This window comes from Listeria innocua, assembly GCF_028596125.1.
GTDB lineage: Bacteria > Bacillota > Bacilli > Lactobacillales > Listeriaceae > Listeria > Listeria innocua.
This window is the reverse complement of record NZ_CP117229.1, coordinates 2,572,459-2,592,478: the sequence shown is the minus strand read 5'-3', so window position 1 is coordinate 2,592,478 and position 20,020 is coordinate 2,572,459. Positions and strand designations below refer to the sequence as shown.

At 39.2% G+C, this 20,020-nt stretch carries 19 protein-coding genes; 14 read left to right on the top strand and 5 right to left on the bottom strand.

Annotation, left to right across the window (positions count from 1 at the left end):
• Positions 1 to 130: 130 nt before the first annotated feature.
• From rpsL to PQQ29_RS13440, 14 genes are all read left to right on the top strand, one after another.
• Positions 131 to 544, top strand: coding sequence for a 30S ribosomal protein S12 (gene rpsL, locus PQQ29_RS13505; RefSeq protein WP_003720973.1), 414 nt, complete (start codon positions 131 to 133; stop codon positions 542 to 544).
• Positions 545 to 574: 30 nt separating this feature from the next.
• Positions 575 to 1,045 (top strand): 30S ribosomal protein S7, encoded by a 471-nt coding sequence (rpsG, locus tag PQQ29_RS13500; RefSeq protein ID WP_003722012.1) that lies wholly within the window; start codon positions 575 to 577, stop codon positions 1,043 to 1,045.
• Between the two features lie 65 nt (positions 1,046 to 1,110).
• Positions 1,111 to 3,198, top strand: coding sequence for an elongation factor G (gene fusA, locus PQQ29_RS13495; RefSeq protein ID WP_003772905.1), 2,088 nt, complete (start codon positions 1,111 to 1,113; stop codon positions 3,196 to 3,198).
• Positions 3,199 to 3,306: 108 nt separating this feature from the next.
• On the top strand, positions 3,307 to 4,494 hold the full coding sequence (tuf, locus tag PQQ29_RS13490) for an elongation factor Tu (protein ID WP_003739865.1): 1,188 nt from the start codon (positions 3,307 to 3,309) through the stop codon (positions 4,492 to 4,494).
• Between the two features lie 154 nt (positions 4,495 to 4,648).
• Positions 4,649 to 6,715: a BglG family transcription antiterminator gene (locus tag PQQ29_RS13485; protein ID WP_187983830.1), complete on the top strand. Its 2,067-nt coding sequence runs from the start codon at positions 4,649 to 4,651 to the stop codon at positions 6,713 to 6,715.
• 193 nt (positions 6,716 to 6,908) lie between these two features.
• A complete protein-coding gene (locus PQQ29_RS13480) occupies positions 6,909 to 7,343 on the top strand; it encodes a PTS sugar transporter subunit IIA (protein WP_003772910.1) in 435 nt (144 codons plus the stop codon).
• 2 nt (positions 7,344 to 7,345) lie between these two features.
• Positions 7,346 to 7,618 carry a PTS sugar transporter subunit IIB gene (locus PQQ29_RS13475; RefSeq protein ID WP_003726309.1) on the top strand — a complete coding sequence of 91 codons (273 nt, stop codon included), beginning with the start codon at positions 7,346 to 7,348 and terminating at the stop codon, positions 7,616 to 7,618.
• 26 nt (positions 7,619 to 7,644) lie between these two features.
• Positions 7,645 to 8,943 carry a PTS ascorbate transporter subunit IIC gene (locus tag PQQ29_RS13470; protein ID WP_003726308.1) on the top strand — a complete coding sequence of 433 codons (1,299 nt, stop codon included), beginning with the start codon at positions 7,645 to 7,647 and terminating at the stop codon, positions 8,941 to 8,943.
• Between the two features lie 70 nt (positions 8,944 to 9,013).
• Positions 9,014 to 10,006, top strand: coding sequence for a phosphotriesterase family protein (locus PQQ29_RS13465; protein WP_003772912.1), 993 nt, complete (start codon positions 9,014 to 9,016; stop codon positions 10,004 to 10,006).
• Between the two features lie 12 nt (positions 10,007 to 10,018).
• On the top strand, positions 10,019 to 10,768 hold the full coding sequence (locus tag PQQ29_RS13460; RefSeq protein ID WP_187983831.1) for a creatininase family protein: 750 nt from the start codon (positions 10,019 to 10,021) through the stop codon (positions 10,766 to 10,768).
• On the top strand, positions 10,728 to 11,447 hold the full coding sequence (locus PQQ29_RS13455; protein WP_003772914.1) for a KDGP aldolase: 720 nt from the start codon (positions 10,728 to 10,730) through the stop codon (positions 11,445 to 11,447). Before PQQ29_RS13460 ends, PQQ29_RS13455 begins: the two co-directional genes overlap by 41 nt.
• Complete coding sequence (locus PQQ29_RS13450) at positions 11,448 to 12,191, top strand: SIS domain-containing protein (RefSeq protein ID WP_010991378.1); 744 nt, start codon at positions 11,448 to 11,450, stop codon at positions 12,189 to 12,191.
• 78 nt (positions 12,192 to 12,269) lie between these two features.
• Positions 12,270 to 13,082 carry an SMI1/KNR4 family protein gene (locus PQQ29_RS13445; RefSeq protein WP_187983832.1) on the top strand — a complete coding sequence of 271 codons (813 nt, stop codon included), beginning with the start codon at positions 12,270 to 12,272 and terminating at the stop codon, positions 13,080 to 13,082.
• Positions 13,083 to 13,108: 26 nt separating this feature from the next.
• Entirely contained in the window at positions 13,109 to 14,095 is a 987-nt protein-coding gene (locus tag PQQ29_RS13440) for a DUF4003 family protein (RefSeq protein WP_187983833.1), read from the top strand.
• Positions 14,096 to 14,144: 49 nt separating this feature from the next.
• Here PQQ29_RS13440 and PQQ29_RS13435 read toward each other — a convergent pair whose 3' ends face one another.
• From PQQ29_RS13435 to PQQ29_RS13415, 5 genes are all read right to left on the bottom strand, one after another.
• Positions 14,145 to 15,476: a metallophosphoesterase gene (locus tag PQQ29_RS13435; protein ID WP_187983834.1), complete on the bottom strand. Its 1,332-nt coding sequence runs from the start codon at positions 15,474 to 15,476 to the stop codon at positions 14,145 to 14,147.
• Between the two features lie 90 nt (positions 15,477 to 15,566).
• Positions 15,567 to 16,547: a polyprenyl synthetase family protein gene (locus PQQ29_RS13430; RefSeq protein ID WP_003772925.1), complete on the bottom strand. Its 981-nt coding sequence runs from the start codon at positions 16,545 to 16,547 to the stop codon at positions 15,567 to 15,569.
• Positions 16,548 to 16,568: 21 nt separating this feature from the next.
• Positions 16,569 to 17,111, bottom strand: a complete 543-nt coding sequence (eetB, locus tag PQQ29_RS13425; RefSeq protein WP_003723627.1) for a flavinylation system FAD exporter subunit EetB — start codon at positions 17,109 to 17,111, stop codon at positions 16,569 to 16,571.
• A 32-nt stretch (positions 17,112 to 17,143) separates the two neighbouring features.
• A complete protein-coding gene (eetA, locus tag PQQ29_RS13420) occupies positions 17,144 to 17,578 on the bottom strand; it encodes a flavin-based extracellular electron transfer system protein EetA (protein WP_010991376.1) in 435 nt (144 codons plus the stop codon).
• A 176-nt stretch (positions 17,579 to 17,754) separates the two neighbouring features.
• Complete coding sequence (locus tag PQQ29_RS13415) at positions 17,755 to 19,641, bottom strand: FAD-dependent oxidoreductase (RefSeq protein ID WP_003772929.1); 1,887 nt, start codon at positions 19,639 to 19,641, stop codon at positions 17,755 to 17,757.
• Between the last annotated feature and the right edge of the window lie 379 nt (positions 19,642 to 20,020).

Sequence of the window (20,020 nt, the reverse complement as noted above, 5' to 3'; positions counted from 1 at the left end):
CCTCTACTATAAACAGAGGTCTGAAAATAAAACAGCGTTGTAGGTCGAACTTACAGCCATTTTATTTTACCGAAAAAATGAACCACCTGGATGTGTGGAACTACTAAATAAGGAAGGAGGAATTTATCCCATGCCTACAATTAACCAATTAGTACGCAAACCTCGTCAATCTAAAATTAAAAAATCTACATCACCTGCTTTGAACAAGGGCCTAAACAGTTTTAAAAGAGAACTAACAGACGTTAACTCTCCGCAAAAACGTGGCGTATGTACTCGTGTTGGTACCATGACTCCTAAAAAACCTAACTCGGCGCTTCGTAAATATGCCCGTGTACGTTTGAGTAATGGTATTGAAGTAACAGCTTACATTCCTGGTATTGGTCACAACTTACAAGAACATAGTGTTGTTCTTATTCGTGGTGGACGTGTAAAAGATTTACCAGGGGTACGTTATCATATCGTTCGTGGAGCGCTTGATACAGCTGGTGTTGAAAATAGAGGACAAAGCCGTTCTAAATACGGTACGAAAAAACCTAAAAAATAATACTTATAAAATATGAAAGGAGGATATCCGATGCCTCGTAAAGGTCCTGTTGCTAAACGTGACGTGTTACCAGATCCGATTTATAATTCGAAACTAGTAACTCGTTTAATTAATAAAATGATGGTTGACGGAAAACGTGGAAAGTCTCAAGCTATCCTATATTCCGCATTCGATATCATTGCACAAGAAACTGGTAAAGATCCGATGGAAGTATTTGAACAAGCTATGAAGAACATTATGCCTCTTCTTGAAGTTAAAGCTCGCCGTGTAGGTGGTGCTAACTATCAAGTACCTATCGAAGTACGTGCTGACCGTCGTTCTACTCTTGGTCTTCGTTGGTTAGTAAATTATGCTCGCCTTCGTGGAGAGAAAACAATGGAAGTACGTGTTGCTCGCGAAATCATGGATGCTGCCAATAATACTGGTGCTTCTGTTAAGAAACGCGAAGATACACACAAAATGGCTGATGCTAACAGAGCGTTCGCTCACTATCGTTGGTAAAAAAATCACTAACAAATTCCAGGCGTATTGCCTGAAAAATTGTTTTATGGAAGGAGAAATACAACATGGCTAGAGAGTTCTCCTTAGAAAAGACTCGTAATATTGGTATCATGGCCCACATTGATGCGGGTAAAACTACCACTACTGAACGTATCCTTTTCTATACAGGGCGTATTCACAAAATTGGTGAAACCCATGAAGGTGCTTCTCAAATGGACTGGATGGAGCAAGAGCAAGAACGTGGTATTACTATCACTTCTGCTGCGACAACAGCTCAATGGAAAGGCTACCGAGTAAATATTATCGATACACCAGGACACGTAGACTTCACAGTTGAAGTTGAACGTTCGCTTCGTGTACTTGATGGTGCTGTTGCGGTTCTAGATGCACAATCTGGTGTAGAACCACAAACAGAAACAGTTTGGCGTCAAGCTACTACTTACGGGGTTCCTCGTGTAGTATTCGTCAACAAAATGGACAAAATCGGCGCAGACTTCCTATATTCTGTAGGTACTTTGCATGAACGTTTGGCTGCCAACGCGCACCCAATCCAACTCCCAATCGGGGCCGAAGATACATTTGAAGGTATCATTGACTTAATCGAAATGAACGCGTTGTATTACGAAGATGATTTAGGAAATGACCCTCATATTAAAGAAATTCCAGCTGATCTGAAAGACTTAGCAGACGAATACCGCGGTAAATTAGTGGAAGCAGTTGCTGAACTTGACGAAGAGCTAATGATGAAATACCTAGAAGGCGAAGAAATTACAAAAGAAGAACTTAAAGCTGGTATCCGTAAAGGAACACTTAACGTTGAGTTCTATCCTGTAGTTTGTGGTACAGCATTCAAAAACAAAGGTGTTCAACCAATGTTAGATGCAGTACTTGATTACCTTCCAGCACCAACAGATGTTCCAGCTATTAACGGCGTATTGCCTGATGGAGAAGAAGCTGCTCGTCACGCTGATGATTCAGAACCATTCTCTTCCCTAGCATTCAAAGTTATGACTGACCCTTATGTTGGACGCTTAACTTTCTTCCGTGTTTATTCTGGTACTTTGAATTCCGGTTCATATGTACAAAACTCGACTAAAGGTAAACGTGAACGTGTTGGACGTATCCTTCAAATGCACGCTAATCACCGTGAAGAGATTTCGATCGTATACGCTGGTGACATCGCTGCTGCCGTAGGACTTAAAGATACAACTACTGGGGACACTTTATGTGATGAAAAAGAACAAATTATCTTAGAATCCATGGAATTCCCAGAACCAGTTATCCAAGTCGCTATCGAACCTAAATCGAAAGCTGACCAAGATAAAATGGGGCAAGCTCTTGCGAAACTAGCGGAAGAAGATCCAACTTTCCGTGCTGAAACTGACCAAGAAACTGGCCAAACTCTTATCTCCGGTATGGGTGAACTTCACCTTGACATCCTTGTTGACCGTATGAAACGTGAATTCCGCGTTGAAGCTAACGTTGGTGATCCACAAGTTTCTTATCGTGAAACATTCCGTAAATCTGCTCAAGTTGAAGGTAAATTCGTACGTCAATCCGGTGGACGTGGACAATATGGTCACGTTTGGATTGAATTCGGACCAAACGAAGAAGGTAAAGGATTTGAATTTGAAAATGCAATCGTTGGTGGGGTTGTTCCACGTGAATACATCCCAGCTGTACAAGCAGGTCTTGAAGGCGCACTAGATAATGGTGTACTTGCAGGCTACCCACTGATTGACATCAAAGCAAAACTTTACGACGGATCTTACCATGACGTCGATTCCAATGAAATGGCCTTCAAAGTGGCTGCTTCAATGGCATTACGTAATGCTGCTAAGAAATGTGATCCTGTAATCCTTGAGCCTATGATGGCTGTAGAGGTTGTTATCCCAGAAGAATACCTTGGTGATATCATGGGTAACATTACTTCCCGTCGTGGTCGTGTAGATGGTATGGAAGCTCGCGGTAACGCTCAAGTTGTTCGCGCATTTGTACCACTTGCAAACATGTTTGGTTATGCAACTCACCTTCGTTCAGGTACGCAAGGTCGTGGTGTATACACTATGCAATTTGACCACTATGAAGAAGTTCCTAAATCTATTGCTGAAGAAATCATTAAAGCTAATGGTGGAAACAACAAAGAAGATTAATTGATTTTTTTCGCAACATCAAGTATAACTTTAGTTAGAAGTATTACTTAGTTTAAATTTAAGCTAAGTAAAAAATAATTATTGAATTATCGAGGAGGATATTTTAAAATGGCAAAAGAAAAATTTGACCGCTCTAAACCCCATGTTAACATTGGTACTATTGGACACGTTGACCATGGTAAAACTACTTTAACAGCTGCAATTACAACTGTACTTGCTAAAAAAGGCTTTGCTGATGCACAAGCTTATGATCAAATTGATGGTGCTCCAGAAGAAAGAGAACGTGGTATCACAATCTCTACTGCTCACGTTGAGTACCAAACTGACAACCGTCACTATGCACACGTTGACTGCCCAGGACATGCCGATTACGTTAAAAACATGATCACTGGTGCTGCACAAATGGACGGAGCTATCTTAGTAGTATCTGCTGCTGATGGCCCAATGCCACAAACTCGTGAACATATCTTACTTTCACGTCAAGTTGGTGTTCCATACATCGTTGTATTCATGAACAAATGTGACATGGTTGACGATGAAGAATTACTAGAATTAGTTGAAATGGAAATTCGTGATCTATTAACTGAATATGAATTCCCTGGCGATGACATTCCTGTAATCAAAGGTTCAGCTCTTAAAGCACTTCAAGGTGAAGCTGACTGGGAAGCTAAAATTGACGAGTTAATGGAAGCTGTAGATTCTTACATTCCAACTCCAGAACGTGATACTGACAAACCATTCATGATGCCAGTTGAGGATGTATTCTCAATCACTGGTCGTGGAACAGTTGCAACTGGACGTGTTGAACGTGGACAAGTTAAAGTTGGTGACGAAGTAGAAGTTATCGGTATTGAAGAAGAAAGCAAAAAAGTAGTAGTAACTGGAGTAGAAATGTTCCGTAAATTACTAGACTACGCTGAAGCTGGCGACAACATTGGCGCACTTCTACGTGGTGTTGCTCGTGAAGATATCCAACGTGGTCAAGTATTAGCTAAACCAGGTTCGATTACTCCACACACTAACTTCAAAGCTGAAACTTATGTTTTAACTAAAGAAGAAGGTGGACGTCACACTCCATTCTTCAACAACTACCGCCCACAATTCTATTTCCGTACTACTGACGTAACTGGTATTGTTACACTTCCAGAAGGTACTGAAATGGTAATGCCTGGTGATAACATTGAGCTTGCAGTTGAACTAATTGCACCAATCGCTATCGAAGACGGTACTAAATTCTCTATCCGTGAAGGCGGACGTACAGTAGGCGCTGGCGTTGTTTCTAACATCAGCAAATAATATCTGATACGATTCAAACCGACAAAGTCATTTGGCTTTGTCGGTTTTTTTGTGCCTGAAATAAAAATTAACTTGAAAAATATCACATTTTCGCATAACCTTAAAGTAGACATATCTTTTTACCTTCTAGACCGAAATCAAGGAGGTAGGCCAAGTGGTACAATTTGATGCTAGAAATATGATGCTGCTCGAATCGCTCGTCGTGGCGAATGTATATCTTGCACCCGAGAAATTACAAGAAGAACTAGGAATTTCCAAACGAACACTACAATATGATGTTGAAAAAATTAATAAAGAATTAGATGATATAGGGCTTGATGGTATTCAATCCGTTCGTGGACAAGGTTATTATTTATTAGAAGATGAAAAATCGACAATTAAAGAAATCCTTGGAAATAGGGAAGCGAGCCACAAAGTCTTTTCAGCAAGTGAGCGTCGTATCCGTATTTTATTTTTTCTGCTTGTAACAGATGCGCGTGTAATTATTGATACAATTAATGCGTGCAATGAAGTTAGTCGTAACACTAGTTTACAGGATATTAAACAGTTAAAATTAGCGCTCAAACAGTTTAACTTAGAGCTCGCTTATGACCGGAAAAATGGGAATATGGTTCTTGGTGATGAACGTAGTATTCGTCAGTTTTTCATTCATTATTGTATGAATAACGAAGAAATAGCCACAGCAGACCAGTTACTCGATTTAATGAAAATAAATCCAATGATTAAAAATAAAGAACTTTTCCCACATTTAGATACAATTTTTGAAATATTAGTAGTGACAGAGAAAAAAATCGGTATTCGTTATACAGACGAGGTCATTGAACGAATCGGAATTATGATTTTCTTCTTTAAAGAACGAATGAAACGCGATTGTTATTTAAATGAGCACGAAGAACATGAAGTAGAATCTTTTAATATTGCTCAGGAAATTTACGAGCAATTACAGCAAAAAGAGCATTTTAAGATCAATCATGCGGAAATTACTTATTTAGGCAAACTTTTACTTGGCGCTAGTCGCTTGAATGATGATGCAGCTGTTGAAGGAAAGCTGGATATAATTGTTGAGAAAATTATTGCCGAATTTGAGCGCCTTGCTTGTGTGAATTTTGAAGACCACCGTAATTTAAAAAAAGATTTATTGCTCCATTTACAACCAGCATATTATCGGCTTAAATTCCAAATTGAATGGATTAATCCGCTGCGAACAGATATTAAGCAAAGTTATAGTGACGTGTATGAGATTACAAAAAAATCATTAGAACCACTAGAAGATTTACTCGGTGAAAAAATCCCCGAAGATGAGATAGCGTACGTAACGATTTTGTTCGGCGGTTATCTTTCTCGCAAAAACAATACTTTAGTTGAACGGAAGAAACTTTTAATTGTTTGCTCGAAAGGGGTAGGAACGTCGCGGATGATTGAGCGGCAACTTGCACAATTACTCGGTGAACGTGTTGAAATATTAGAACCAATTTCCATCCGTGAATTTGAAAAAGGGTTATACGCGCCAGACTTTATTGTGTCGACTTTGCCAATTATGGAACCGAAAGCACCAGTTTTCATCGTTAGTCCGATTTTGACTGAGGCGCAGAAGCAACAACTGATGAAGGCGATTGCCCCGCACGTTTTGCAAAAGGATTCGGATGCGCGCATGTTGTCTTCTGTGCTTGATGTAGTGGATCAATATGCCAAAGTGGAAGACCGCGAAAAATTGGCGGCCAAGCTGAAGTCGGTATTGTTCCAAGTGCAATCGGACAGCCAACTTGAAAAATCGCCAACACTTGAAGAACTGTTGCCAAAAGAACGAATTATTTTTAAAGATAGTGTGGCGGATTGGCATGAAGCTATCCGAGTTGCGTCAAAACCACTACAACAAGAAGGCTATATATCAGGAAACTATCAACAAGCTATGATTGAAAACATTGAAAAGCTAGGACCATATATCGTTATTGCACCAGGGATAGCACTGCCACACGCGTCGGTGGATGACGGCGCATATCGAGTCGGAATGAGCTTACTGCGCTTAAATCAGCCAGTATCATTTTCAAGTAAAGCGAAGGATCAAGTGAAGTTAATTATTGTGCTCGCTTCCATTGACTCCTATACACATATTAATGCGCTAAGCCAGCTTACTAATTTAATTATGAAACATCACTTACTTGAGCAGATTGAACAAGCCGAATCAGCAGCAGAAATTGCCGCAATGTTAACAATAAAATAAGCGATAAAGCCAGTGAGGCAGTAAGATGCCGCGCTGGCTTTTTTGTACGCTCGCTAACAACGAAATGTAACAGTCTATTCTTTGCACTTTCGAAAAGAAAGGAATTGGGCTTTTTTAAACAGAGAGGCTACAGCTATAATAAGAGTGTAAGTTATTGATAGCGCTATCAATTAGTTAGAAGGGATGAAGAGATATGTCTTTTTTGGATAAAGAGCTTGTGAATCTGCACGGATCAGCTAAAAATGCTGATGAAGCTATCATGCAAGCAGGAGAATTATTAGTAAATGCAGGTTATGTGAGCGAACAGTACGTAGAAAAAATGGTGGAATCTTATCACGAAAATGGTGCGTACTTTGTTATTGCACCTCAAATAGCAATTCCTCATGCAAGGCCAACTGATGGTGTTGAAAACTCTGCAGTATCGCTTGTCGTACTAAAAGAAGGCGTGAATTTCGGACACGCCGCAAATGATCCCGTACGATTAGTATTCGGACTTGCAGCAACTTCAAGTGAGGCACATTTAAAAGTCATTCAAAAAATTGTCTCCTTGCTTAGTAACAGCGATAACATTGAAAAAATGATTCATTCAGAAGATTATCAAGCAATTGGAGAATTAGTGGAGGGATAACGATGAAAATTTTAGCAGTGTGTGGACTTGGTCAAGGAACAAGCCTAATTTTAAGAATGAATGTAGAAACAGTTTTACGCGACATGGGAGTAGACGCAGACGTAGAGCATATTGATGTATCAGCTGCGCGTTCGATGAATGTGGATATTATTGTAACAAGTCAAGAATTAGCAGAAACACTTGGAACAGATACAAGCGCCAAAGTAGTCATCGTCAACAACTATTTTGACAATGCAGAAATTAAAACGGCATTATCTGAAGCAATCAATAGTTAAATAAGACAAAAAAAGGTGGGAAAAAAATGGAGATTATTACGTGGATTGCCAATAACTTTTTTGGAACCCCAGCCATACTTTTAGGTTTTATCGTACTTCTCGGGTTACTTTTACAGAAGAAAAATTTAAGCCAAGTTATTAGCGGAACGTTCAAAGCAATTATTGGATTCTTAATTATTAACGCTGGTGCGGCTGTTATTACTGGTTCCCTTGGGATTTTTGAACCAATGTGGAAAGAAGTATTCGGACTTGAAACACCGCCACTTGCAGGGTTTTTAGGACAAGAAGCCTTTAATGCTAAATTTGGTAGTGCGGTAACGCTTGCGATGACACTCGGATTTTTAGTCAACGTATTATTAGCAAGATTTACACCATTTAAGTATATTTATTTAACTGGTCATATGATGTTCTGGACAACAACGATTTTTGCTGGGATTACTGTTCAAGCTGTCGGTGGAGATATTCCATTCTGGGGCCTTGTACTCTTCTTAGCGGTAATCATGGGTCTTTACTGGACATTACAACCAGCGATTACACAACCATTCCTACGTAAAATTACTGGAAATGATAACGTTGCATTAGGGCACACTTCTTCCAGTGTAGCGATTCTATCGGCTTTACTAGGAAAAGTATTTGGAAATAAGAAAAATGATGCAGAACATATTAATTTACCGAAAAAATTAGAGTTCCTACGTGACTCTAACGTTATTACAGCTCTTACAATGGGGATTCTGTTCGTAGTTGGTGCAGTGATTCTGATGGTGAAGAAAACACCAGGAGCAGAAAAATTAATCGCAGAAGCTGGAAATCAAAGCTTTATCGTATACTCCATCGTTCAGTCCTTTACGTTTGCAGCTGGTATCGCCATCGTTCTTGTAGGTGTGCGGATGTTTATCGGTGAAATCGTACCCGCCTTCAATGGTATTGCAACAAAACTTGTACCAGGTGCGAAACCTGCACTGGATGCGCCAATCGTTTATCCATATGCGCCAAACTCCGTAATTATCGGTTTCGTGGGTGCGTTCATTGGAGCGATTATCTGGTTAGTAGTACTTGGAAATACAGTTGGTTACGTGTTTGTGCCAACAATGATCGTTCTCTTCTTCCACGGGGCAGTTGCTGGTGTATTCGGTAACTCAACTGGTGGTGTGAGAGGAGCATTGATAGGTGGATTCCTAACGGCAACAGTTGTCGCCTGGGGTCAATATATCATGGTTACATTCTTTATTAATACGACTGTGCCAGATACAGCAATGTGGGCAGCCGACTCAGATATGTTTATCCTCGGCCCAATTGTCAGCATGTTAGCGAAGTTATTCTTTTAAGTAAAAATCAAAACCTCTTCCTTGTCTAGCATTCAAGAGGAAGAGGTTTTTTGAAAGGAAGTTTTAGAAAATGAGTTTTATTCGTACTTTTTATGGAGATATTGCCCCTGAACAACTAGGATTTACTTATTCACACGAGCACATCGTTTGTGTACCGGCTTACTGGCAAGAGCGGGATGCCGACGATTTACTTTTGGATGATAAAGAAAAATCACAACTTGATGTACAAGATTTCGCGGATTTAGGCGGAAAAACAATTGTCGATGCAACCGCGGTTGATTATGGCAGACGCGTCTTAGATGTGGCACAAATTTCCAAAGAAACAGGCATTCAAATCGTTGGAACAGCTGGTTTTAACAAAAGTTTCTTATGGGACGGAAAAATTAAACCAGAACTGAAGCCGATCATAGGCGATTTTGAAACATATTATGAATGGATTGAAAACACTTCTATAGACAAACTAACGGAATTCGTTGTAAATGAAGTCGAAAATGGGCTTGAAGGAACGCCGTATAAGGCCGGTCAGGTGAAATTTGGAACTGGCTACAATATGATTACACCTTTAGAAGAAAAGACGATACGCGCGGTTGCAAGAGCACATCACGAGACAAAAGCACCAATACATTCTCACACAGAAGCGGGAACGATGGCTTTAGAGCAAATTGAGATTTTAAAACAAGAAAATATCCCGTTAGAATACCTCTCTATTGGGCATATGGACCGCAACCTAGATCCGTATTATCACAAACAAGTTGCCAAAACAGGTGCATTCATGTCGTTTGATGGCATCGCAAAAATCAAATACGCACCAGAAAGCGCTCGGATTGCAGCGATTCTTTATCTAGTTTCGGAAGGCTTTGAAGATCAAATTTTAGTCAGTGGTGATACAGCGCGCAAAACTTATTATAAACATTACGGCCACGGACCAGGACTTGAATATATTGCCAAAAAATGGGTGCCACGCTTTATTGACGAAGCTAACGAAAAAGGCTTTGACGGAGAAAAATTAGTTAAAAAATTCTTCGTGGATAACCCGGCAAGATGTTTTACTTTTAAAAAATAGGAGGCGAAATCTGTGTTATATGCAGATGAAAATTCTTTTGATATTGGCGCAAAAATCACGAAAACAAAACCAGTCCTTTTGCCAATAGGAGCAGTTGAAGCCCACGGACCTCATTTGCCGCTAGGGACAGACAATATTTTAGCGTCAGAATATTCAGTGAAAATAGCGGCGGAAACAGATGGATTTGTGCTTCCCGTATTACCCTATGGCCAAGTTTGGAGTTTGCAAGATTTCCCGGGAAGTTTAACGCTATCAAATGAAACGGTAACGAAAGTAGTTGTAGAAATCGGTGAAAGTCTATATAAACAAGGATTTCGCCTGTTTGTCCCAGTGAGCGGACATCTTGGAAATATGGCGGCGCTAAAAGATGCAGCGCGCGAACTATATGCCAAATTTCCGGATATGATTATCTTGCACATTTTTTACCCAAATATCCAAAAACTTGCAATGGACGTGCGCGAAGGACAAGCAAACCATCATACCTATATTCATGCTTGTGAAATCGAAACATCCCTCATGCTTTACTTATCACCGGAAAATGCGGATATGAGTCGTGCCATTGATGACCCGCCAATTTTACCAATTGATGCGGATTTCACACCAACACCGTGGCAAAACTTCACCAAGACAGCAGTTTTAGGAGAAGCAACTTTGGCAACAGCAGAAAAAGGCGAATACTTAATCGAAAAAACGTTAAAAACATGTGTGGAGTTGATAAAGCTTGAACAAGAAAAAATTCGAAAATCTACCGAAATGGAATAATTTTGCGCTATTTAATTTTTTAGCGAAAGATAAAGAAAATAGCTTGGAAGTCATGGAAGCATCACGCGGTTTTGCAGTACCAGGAATCGTGGCGACAAACTATGAAACACCAGAAGAAGCTGCAAATGTGGTGAAAGAACTACAAACAACAGCTGAGGTCATCAGTGTTGGTCTTGGTGGTGGCGGCGACTGGCACAATTGGCGGGATGTTCTTCATATCGCGCGCCTCGTACCGAATAGTCATATTAACCAACCAATCGAAACAGCGGGATTAACAAATGACTTGCTTCCAGAAACATACACCAATGCACTCGTTCGACCAACCGGAAAAGTCGGGATTGTCAAACTATCTTCCGGCGACGAAATTACCGCTGAAGAAGCTGTCGATTATTGTCTATCCGCAAATATTCCTTCAATCAAATTTATGAGCATCGAAGGAACAAAGTATTTAGACGAACTTGTTTATTTAACAAAAGTTGCAGCGGAAAAAGGGATATACGGCATTGAGCCAGCAGGAGGGATTGGCGCCGAGAATATCCTTGAAATAACAACTGCCATCAAGACGACCGGCATTCCGTTTTTCATGCCACATATCTTTGGAAAAACAATTGATAAAGCTACAGGTCGCACTAAACCAGAAGAAATCGAGAAAATTTTTGCAGCTTTGGAGGGGAAATAAATGATTAATAACTATATCGATATTACGATTCGCTTATTAGAAAATATTCTTGATAATGAAGCTGATTATGTAAAAGAAGCAGGAGCGAAGGTAGCCGAGTCCATCGAAAACGACGGTGTGATCCATTTATTTGGCTGCGGTCACTCGCATATTTTAACAGAGGAAGTATTTTACCGAGCTGGTGGACTTGCTGCGATTCATCCGATTTTACACGAACCACTTATGCTTCACGAAGGTGCTGCGGCGTCATCCGTACTGGAGCGAAAAAATGATTATGCGAAAACGTTTATGGCAGAGGAAGATATTCGCTCGGGTGATGTGATGATTGTATTATCCACATCTGGTCGCAATCCTGTCCCAATAGATGTTGCTGAAATTGCCCGTGAAAAAGGCGCATTTGTCATCGTTATTACTTCATTACAATATTCAGCTAGCCAAAAATCACGCCACACATCTGGTAAACGCTTATCCGATACAGGTGACATTGTAATTGATAACGGCGCTGTTAAAGGGGATGCAGTATTAAAATCAGCTAACTTTGACATAGCATTCGCGCCGACTTCCACGGTAACTGGCGCTGTCATCTTGCAGTCCATTTTTGCCGAAGCGATTGAAAAAATGGTGAATGATAACTTCACACCACCAGTATTTATAAGTGGTAATGTCGAAAATGCCGATGAGCACAACCAAGCACTTGTTGATAAATACAATGAACGAATTCCGCTACTTGGAATGAATTTATAAAAATAGCGTCCCTAGGGTTTTTGTTTCCCTAGGGTTTTTTTAGTATAATAAAGTTAATAAGATTAGTGGAGGAATAATATGCTTACAACAAGAAAAGCATTATATTATTTAGATAAAGGAAAAACAAAAGAGGCGATTCATTTACTTGAAACTTGTTGGAATCAAAAAGTGACAGCCGAAAATAAAAGAGATATATTTACAGCAACGGTATTACTTAGCGATGTGCTCTACCAAAGCGGTGAACGTTTTCCAGAAATTTATCAAAAGCTCATGTCGATTTTAGAAGAGATGCAAGATTTAGAAGCAGTCGATTTCGAACGTGAAAAAGCTAAGCAAATTTTCGCCGAGTTAGATGAATATTTTAGTGAGGTCGGGACATTTTTCCAAGGGCATAGTTTAGCAGAGCTTTGGTTGAAGTTTGACTCTGAAAATGACTATAAAGATGTGTACCCTACGCCTCAAAGAGTGGCTGCAATCGAAGCAGAACTAGGATATAAGTTACCTAAATCCTATATCTATTTAATGCGTCATACACAAAATGGAGGCATAGTTTCAACGGGTTCTGTCCCTACGACAGAGCCAAGTTCATGGTCGGAGAATTGTGTAGCTATTACTGGCATTATGGGAATAGGAGACTGTGGAGTATCTACATTGAATGGTATGCACAACACAAATTTTTGGACAGAAGAGTGGGGTTATCCCGATGTTGGTTTAGCTATTGCTGATTGCCCATCAGCCGGACATGACATGGTTTTCTTAGATTACCGAAATTGCGGAAAAACAGGCGAGCCCGCAGTCGTTCATATTGATCAAGAAGGTGATTATAAAATACTTAAGCTAGCTGATAATTTTGAAGAGTTTATTTTGAGTTTGTACAGAGAGGAATGTTAATTCAAAAACAAGAAGGAGTGCGGCCGATGGATTCAGCATATGTATTTGATAGCGAACAAGCAACGAAATTATTAATGAAGAACTACGAGTTAGTAAAAACAAGTGGCGTTAGTTTTATTGATAAGCGGATTCGATTTCTGATTGCTCGCCTTTTTGCGGGAAATAATGAAATCGTTCAACCAGAAACATTCTATGAAATAAATAAAGAATTTAAACGACAACTAGGTATGTTTACAGCGTTAAATGGTAATGTTCGCGCATCGCTTGTTGGCTTACTGATGGCAAGTGATAACGCGAAACGGGATAGTGTTCGTCAAGTGATTTCCAATTACAACACACTCATCGAAGCCGGCTTTAAACGCACAGAATACACCTATTTCGCTGCTTACCTATTACTAGAATCAGAAAATCCAACACTAACAGCAAAAAAAGCCAAAACCATTCATCAACTTTTCAAAAAAGACCACCCATTTTTAACCAAAAGTGAGGACGTAACAACAGCTGTTTTCTTAGCTAATCTTAAAGAAAAGGATGTAGAAAAATTAGCTGAAGTCACAGAATACTATTTCCAAGAATTTGCCGCAAAAGGGTTCCGAAAAAATGATAGCTTGCAGTTTTTAGCTACAACAGGAACACTTTTATATGGTGAAAAAGACAGCAAATTTATTAGAAGAGTAGATAATGTGGTAGAAGAATTACGTCAAAAAGGTGTGAAAATCAAGCCATTACATTACTCAAGTATCGGAATTTTAGCATTTGTGATGGATGGTCGCAAAATTGACTCTGGCTTGGTGAACTTAATTGATGACTTGCAAAATCAACCTGGTCTGCGGTTTGGTCGCGAGTTTGTAACAGCACTGGCAATCAGTCTTTATACAGAAAAACAATCGGGTCAAATGAGCAAAGAACAATTAGAAGGATTAATGGTTAATGTGCATATTTTAATTGCGATGGAACAAGCAGCCGCAATGAGTGCAGCCGCAGCAGCAAGTGCGGCCGCGGCATCAAGTTAATAAAAAAACCTGGAAGCAGAATAAGTATGCTTCCAGGTTTTTTATTATTTTAAGGACTAACATAATAATCATTACTTTCTTTTGGAGGAACAGAACTACTTAAAACATAATCTTTTAAAAATGAATTAGGAGCACTATCCCATAAATCCATTCCAGCAGATTTAGGTGGAGCGATGCCTGCAAAGAAAGCCATGTTATTTAAAGCCATGGTATCGGCCATTTTTTCTTTATCAGTTTGACTATAGTTTTTATAAGATTCACTCGTCATTAAGTCCATCATAGCTTTATCATAACCACTATTATAAAAAGTCTCATAATCGTATGCATCAAAGTTAAGCAGATTTTTGTCTGATGTTCCAGTTTCTTTTGCCCAAGCTTCTATGTCTAATTTTTGAGATTGATAGGTGAATGTTTTGTTTTTTGCGCTGTAGGTAAGGTTCCCATATTTATGTGGATAGACGGAAAGAGCATTTGTTACAATATCAGTAATTTCTTTGCCGTCTGAACTTTTGGCAGATCGAATGTTTTGGGTGTGGATATGCCCACTCAAAGAAAAATTCATATTGCCAGCTGTCAGAGCATCGATTACTTGTTGATTGTAATTGATTGTGTAACCCTTTTGAATAACATCATTATGATCAGTTAAATTGTGGTGCATAACTGGAACAAGCGTCACGCCATTTTTTTTCGCTAAGGCGCTACATTCTTTAATCCAATCTAACGTGCCAGCTGTTAAACCGCCTTCTGTCGTTGGGGAGCCTTGCTGCATATTGGTTTTATAAATAGCTGTATCAAGCATGAGAAGCCAAACCTTGGGTGAAGGTGCTGCTAAATAGCTTAGCGAAAAATCATCTTCAGAAATAGTATCTTCGTAGCCAAAATGATTATAAATTTTGCTAAAATCTGCTGGTGATACAGTATCGGTCGGTAGTTGTTTGTCTTTCTCGAATTTTCGAGCCCATGGATTATTTATATCGTGATTACCGGGAACAACGAATACTTGGGTGCCTGTTTTTTCTACTTGCGCTAGTTTTTTAGCTAATTCTTCATGGCTAGTTTTTTCGCCATTATTAGTCAAATCACCGCTAATAATTAAAACGTCAGCCTTTTTAGTCTCAACATCTGCTAAGAAAGCCTTGGTTATTTCATCGCTATATGCCAATTGCTTTCCATCACCAGCGGCTAGATATTTTTGGAATGCCTGCCCGCCATCAGTGAGTGATGGCGCAAAATAATGAACATCGGTCGTTTCAATTATTGATAAATCACGGTCTTTTTCAATCGGAGCAGTAATTTTTTTCGTTTCTTCACTTGCAGAACTACAGGCAACTAAGGAAAAAGATAAAAGAATAGGTGTCACTATTTTAAAAAATCGAATCACGTTAAATCACGCTTTCATGTTTGTATTTTCACAAATTGAGGTAAAATTTAGAACAAAACTCGGTAAGCAAAGAGCAATGTTCTAAATGTATTAAATATCTCTATCTAATATGCTTTTCGTTAAGCGGTACATATCATCACGATACGCGCCAGCTGGTAGTTTTTTAATTTCACGAAGGGCTTTATTCGTATATTTACTTGCAAGTTTGAATGCCTGTTCGACACCCTTATATTTAGAAATAAGTGCTAAAACTTGTTCAGAAGCATCATCAGTCATATCTAGTTTTTGAGAAAGAAGCGGCTCAAATTCAGCCAAGTGACCTTTCATTGCATAAATTAGCGGTAGCGAATAAATACCTTGTTTCATATCATTTAAAACAGGTTTACCAAGACCTTCATCAGTACTTGTATAATCCAAGACGTCATCAATAATTTGGAAAGCCATACCAAGATAATGGCCGATATTATAACATTTCGCTACAGTCATGCGTGGTGCTTTACTGCCCGTTGCACCAGAGTAACAACTAAGAGCAAATAGTTGAGCTGTTTTGCCAGAAATACGCGATAAATATTCGCGAACTGTTACATCCATTTTATAACTTGTGCGCATTTGATCCAGTTCACCCATTAAGATTTTTTCGATATTTTTACTGTTAAATTCGATATTTTCAACGGAAGAAGCATGTGCGGAAAGAATCTTAAAACAAATACAGAATAAATAATCCCCTGTATAAACGGCATAATTACGACCATATTTTGAATGGATAGTAGGGATGCCGCGACGTAATGGTGAATCATCAACGACATCATCATGAATCAACGTCGCCATATGGAGCACTTCAAGAGCAGCTGCGATAGAAACCGCGCGTTCTTTATCAAACTCAGGTCCAGCTTGAGCAGATAACAGCGCAAAAGCAGGGCGGAGTAATTTTCCACCAGCATGAATTAAATCTTTCACGTTTTTCTCTACATGTTTATCGCGAATTTGAATGTTGCTTTCAATTGTTTGTAATACTTCTTGTAAATCTTTGGAAAGTGCAGGATAATCATCCCACATAGCATGAAGTTGCATATTGAACTCCTTTTTTTAAAATTATTTTTGTGCAGCTTGACTTTGTTTAGCATCAGCGAACATCCGCAAAGTTTGGACATTTTTCAGCAAGTAGTTTGCCGCAATCCCAACCGCGATTCCAGAAAGAATACCGATAAAAGATAATACAGGTAAATAAAGCATAACCGACCAAGTCCCCGCAATCCAACTTGCAATAACGAGTTGTCCGACGTTATGTAAAATCCCACCGGTAACACTAACCCCAATGATGCTCACGCGTTTCGGTCCAAGTTGTTGTACAAGCCACATCCCAAGAAAACTCAAGATAGCTCCCGCCGCACTATACATAAATGTTGAAATAGTCCCACCAAGCAAAGTGGACAACACCAATCTAATGCAGATAATCATAAATGTATCTTTTGCCGATAACGTATAGAGCGAAATACAAGTAATAATATTAGCAAGACCGAGTTTCGCTCCAGGAGCAAACGCAAATGGAAATGGAATGGCTCTCTCAAGTAAACTAATAACAACAGCTTGTGCAGCCAGTAGCGCTATATATACTAATCGTCTGTTTTTTGTCATAAAAACACTTTCCTATCTATTAGAGGATAAGGTCAGGAAGAGATAATTGGATCATCTGCATCACCTGAACTCCCGTCACTCGCTTTTACTTCAATCACTAACTTATGTGGAAGACAAACGACTGTATCACCTTGTTTATCAATTGCCCCAGTTCGAACGCAAACCTGATCGTTGCAATTAGCTTTACTGATTCGAATTTCTTCCCCCGAAACCTCAATCGTGTTAGTATGTCCATCTGGCTGTTTCACATCAAAGCTTTCAGTCCCTTTATGCCCAGTAAGCGTAACGGTTTTATATTCCTTACTATCAACCGAAATAACCGCAACAAGCTCTTTTTTTCCATTAGCTGGAGCAGGTTCATTCGCTTTTACATATGAAAAAATAGCAATCGGCAAAAAGGAAAGTATGCAAAGAGATAAAATAATTATAATATCCCAGCGTTTCACCATATAAAAGTACTTTTTCACCGCATTGCCTCCTTTCCAAATGTCATGTACAAATCCTATTTTAAAGGATAACGCCTAAATATAATAGGAAAAAGTTCATAAAAATAAACAAATAATAAAAACGGAAGCACCTCCTATGCCAAAACTGGCTTTTGGATGCACTCCCGATTTTTAATTTAAAATTTTAACTAGCTAATTTACTTGTCTCTGTAAACGGACCTCGGCTTACCGTACCACCAGTGACCAAGATGTTTTTGGAACCAAGGAACAGCCCAATAATCAAGACCGAATGTACGTCCAGCGCCATTTAGAAGTGCGATAGAAGCTGGTAACGCCCAGAATTTGTCCCAACCAAGCATAGCGCTTAGAGTGAACATTACTAGGAATCCAGCACTTCCGATACTTACAAGCCAAGTGAATAGACCAACTACCATAGCAAGACCAATTGCAAGTTCAACAAAAGGTACAACTTTTTGCATTACTAGAGCAACGTCAAGGTTTGGCATAAGAAGTTTCATAATCCATTCAAACCAACCAGGCATATGGCTAAGAATTGGTGTAGTTACGTTTGTCGCAGCGGCACCAGCAGCATCACCGGCAGCTTGACTAGCGCCAGATGTTGCAGCAGTTTGTAACCATTCAAAAGGCATTTTTGAACTAGTTGCTGTTAACCAAGAATCAGAACCAATACCATTAAATAGAGGTTTTAAATTAGTAATACTTACTTTATCCCATGTAGTTTCACCGTAGATTTTAGAAAGAGCTTCGTCAATCCAGAACCAACCTAGATATACACGTAAAGGAAGAACCCAAAGTACGTTACCGTAACGAGAAGTCCAACCACGGAAGATGTTACGGTGATCTTTAATGTGGAAGAATTCGTGCATAATATATTGCCACATGTAATAACCACTGCGAATACCAAAGAAGTAATAAAGGTTAACCATATGTTTCATTAAAATAGCGAACCAACCAGATAGATGCATGCCACCAAGGTGAGCAACACCGTATTTAGCCCCGATAGATACCATGACACCATGATATTTACCTTGGAATGGTTCTTTTTCGCCAGTACCACTCATTTCAACGATGATGCTTTTCGCTGCAGTTAATGCAGTTTGTTCAGCACCTTCAACGATTTGTGGAGTTGGCTTGCCATCTTCATCTTCAAAGTAAGCAAGGTCACCAACAACATACACGTCTTTAAGACCTTCTGCTTCCATATATTGATTTACTTTCAAACGTCCTGCACGAGCAGATTCCATGCCATAATCTTTTGTATCAGAGTTAGCACGAACACCAGCAGTCCAAATTAATGTACTTGTTGGAAGCTCTTCGCCAGATTTAAGAACGATGCTTTCAGGTTTAACTTCAACAATTGCAGCGTTTTTCATGATTTCAATACCTTTTTTAACCATGTAACGTTCTGCTTTGTCAGCGTCTCTTCTTTCAAGCATGTTTAGGATTGTTGGAGCAGCTTCTACTACAACTAGTTTAATTTCAGATGCGTCAATTTTGTTATCTTTAGCTAGACGATCTTTCCATTCTAAAAGTTCCCCAACCATTTCGATACCAGTAAATCCAGATCCACAAACAACGAATGTTAACATTGCTTTACGTTTTTCAACGTCTTGTTCGCGAGATGCTTTAGTTACTGTTTCTTCAATATGATTGCGTAATTTAACAGAATCTTCCCAAGACCAAAGTGTAAAGCCGTTTTCGCCAACACCAGGAGTCCCGAAATCATTAGGTTCGCCGCCCATACCAAGTACTAGGTAATCGAACGGATAGCTTCCGTGTTCTGTTGTTACAACTTTCTTATCGTGATCTACATGTGTCACGTTGTCAGTTACAAGATTAACTTTTGTTCTATTAAACAAACGACGTAAATCATATTGAATTGCAGTTGGTTCAACACGACCACCAGCAACCTCATGAAGTTCAGTCATCATTGTGTGGTACGAATGACGATCGATTAATGTAATATTGACGTCTTTGTCTTTCTTGTATTTCTTAGCTAATTTCTTAGCAGCGTGTACACCTGCATATCCTGCCCCAATTAAAACGATATTCTTTTCAGGCATATGCTTCCTCAACTCCTTGTAAGTTTATTCACAAAAATAAAATGAGTCCAAAATTCCCCACAGTATTATTATAACCTATCATAGTTTAACAGAAACCTCCTACTAATGTCTAGATAGTAAAGAACAATTCTAATCTAAAACCCGAAAAATAGGACTTTATACAAAATTTATATATTTGAGCAGGCTAAAAGTCCTTGTTTTATCTAGGTTGTTAGACATTTTTGTATGCTATTTTGCTAGAAAATGATGGTTTTACCCAAGTTTTATGTATCAATAGTCATTATTTTGAAAATTAGATGAATTATGTCTTTAGAATTACAGTAGACAAAAGCGCACGCTGATGGTATCATTTGTATTGTAAAAGTGATATCGCTTTCGC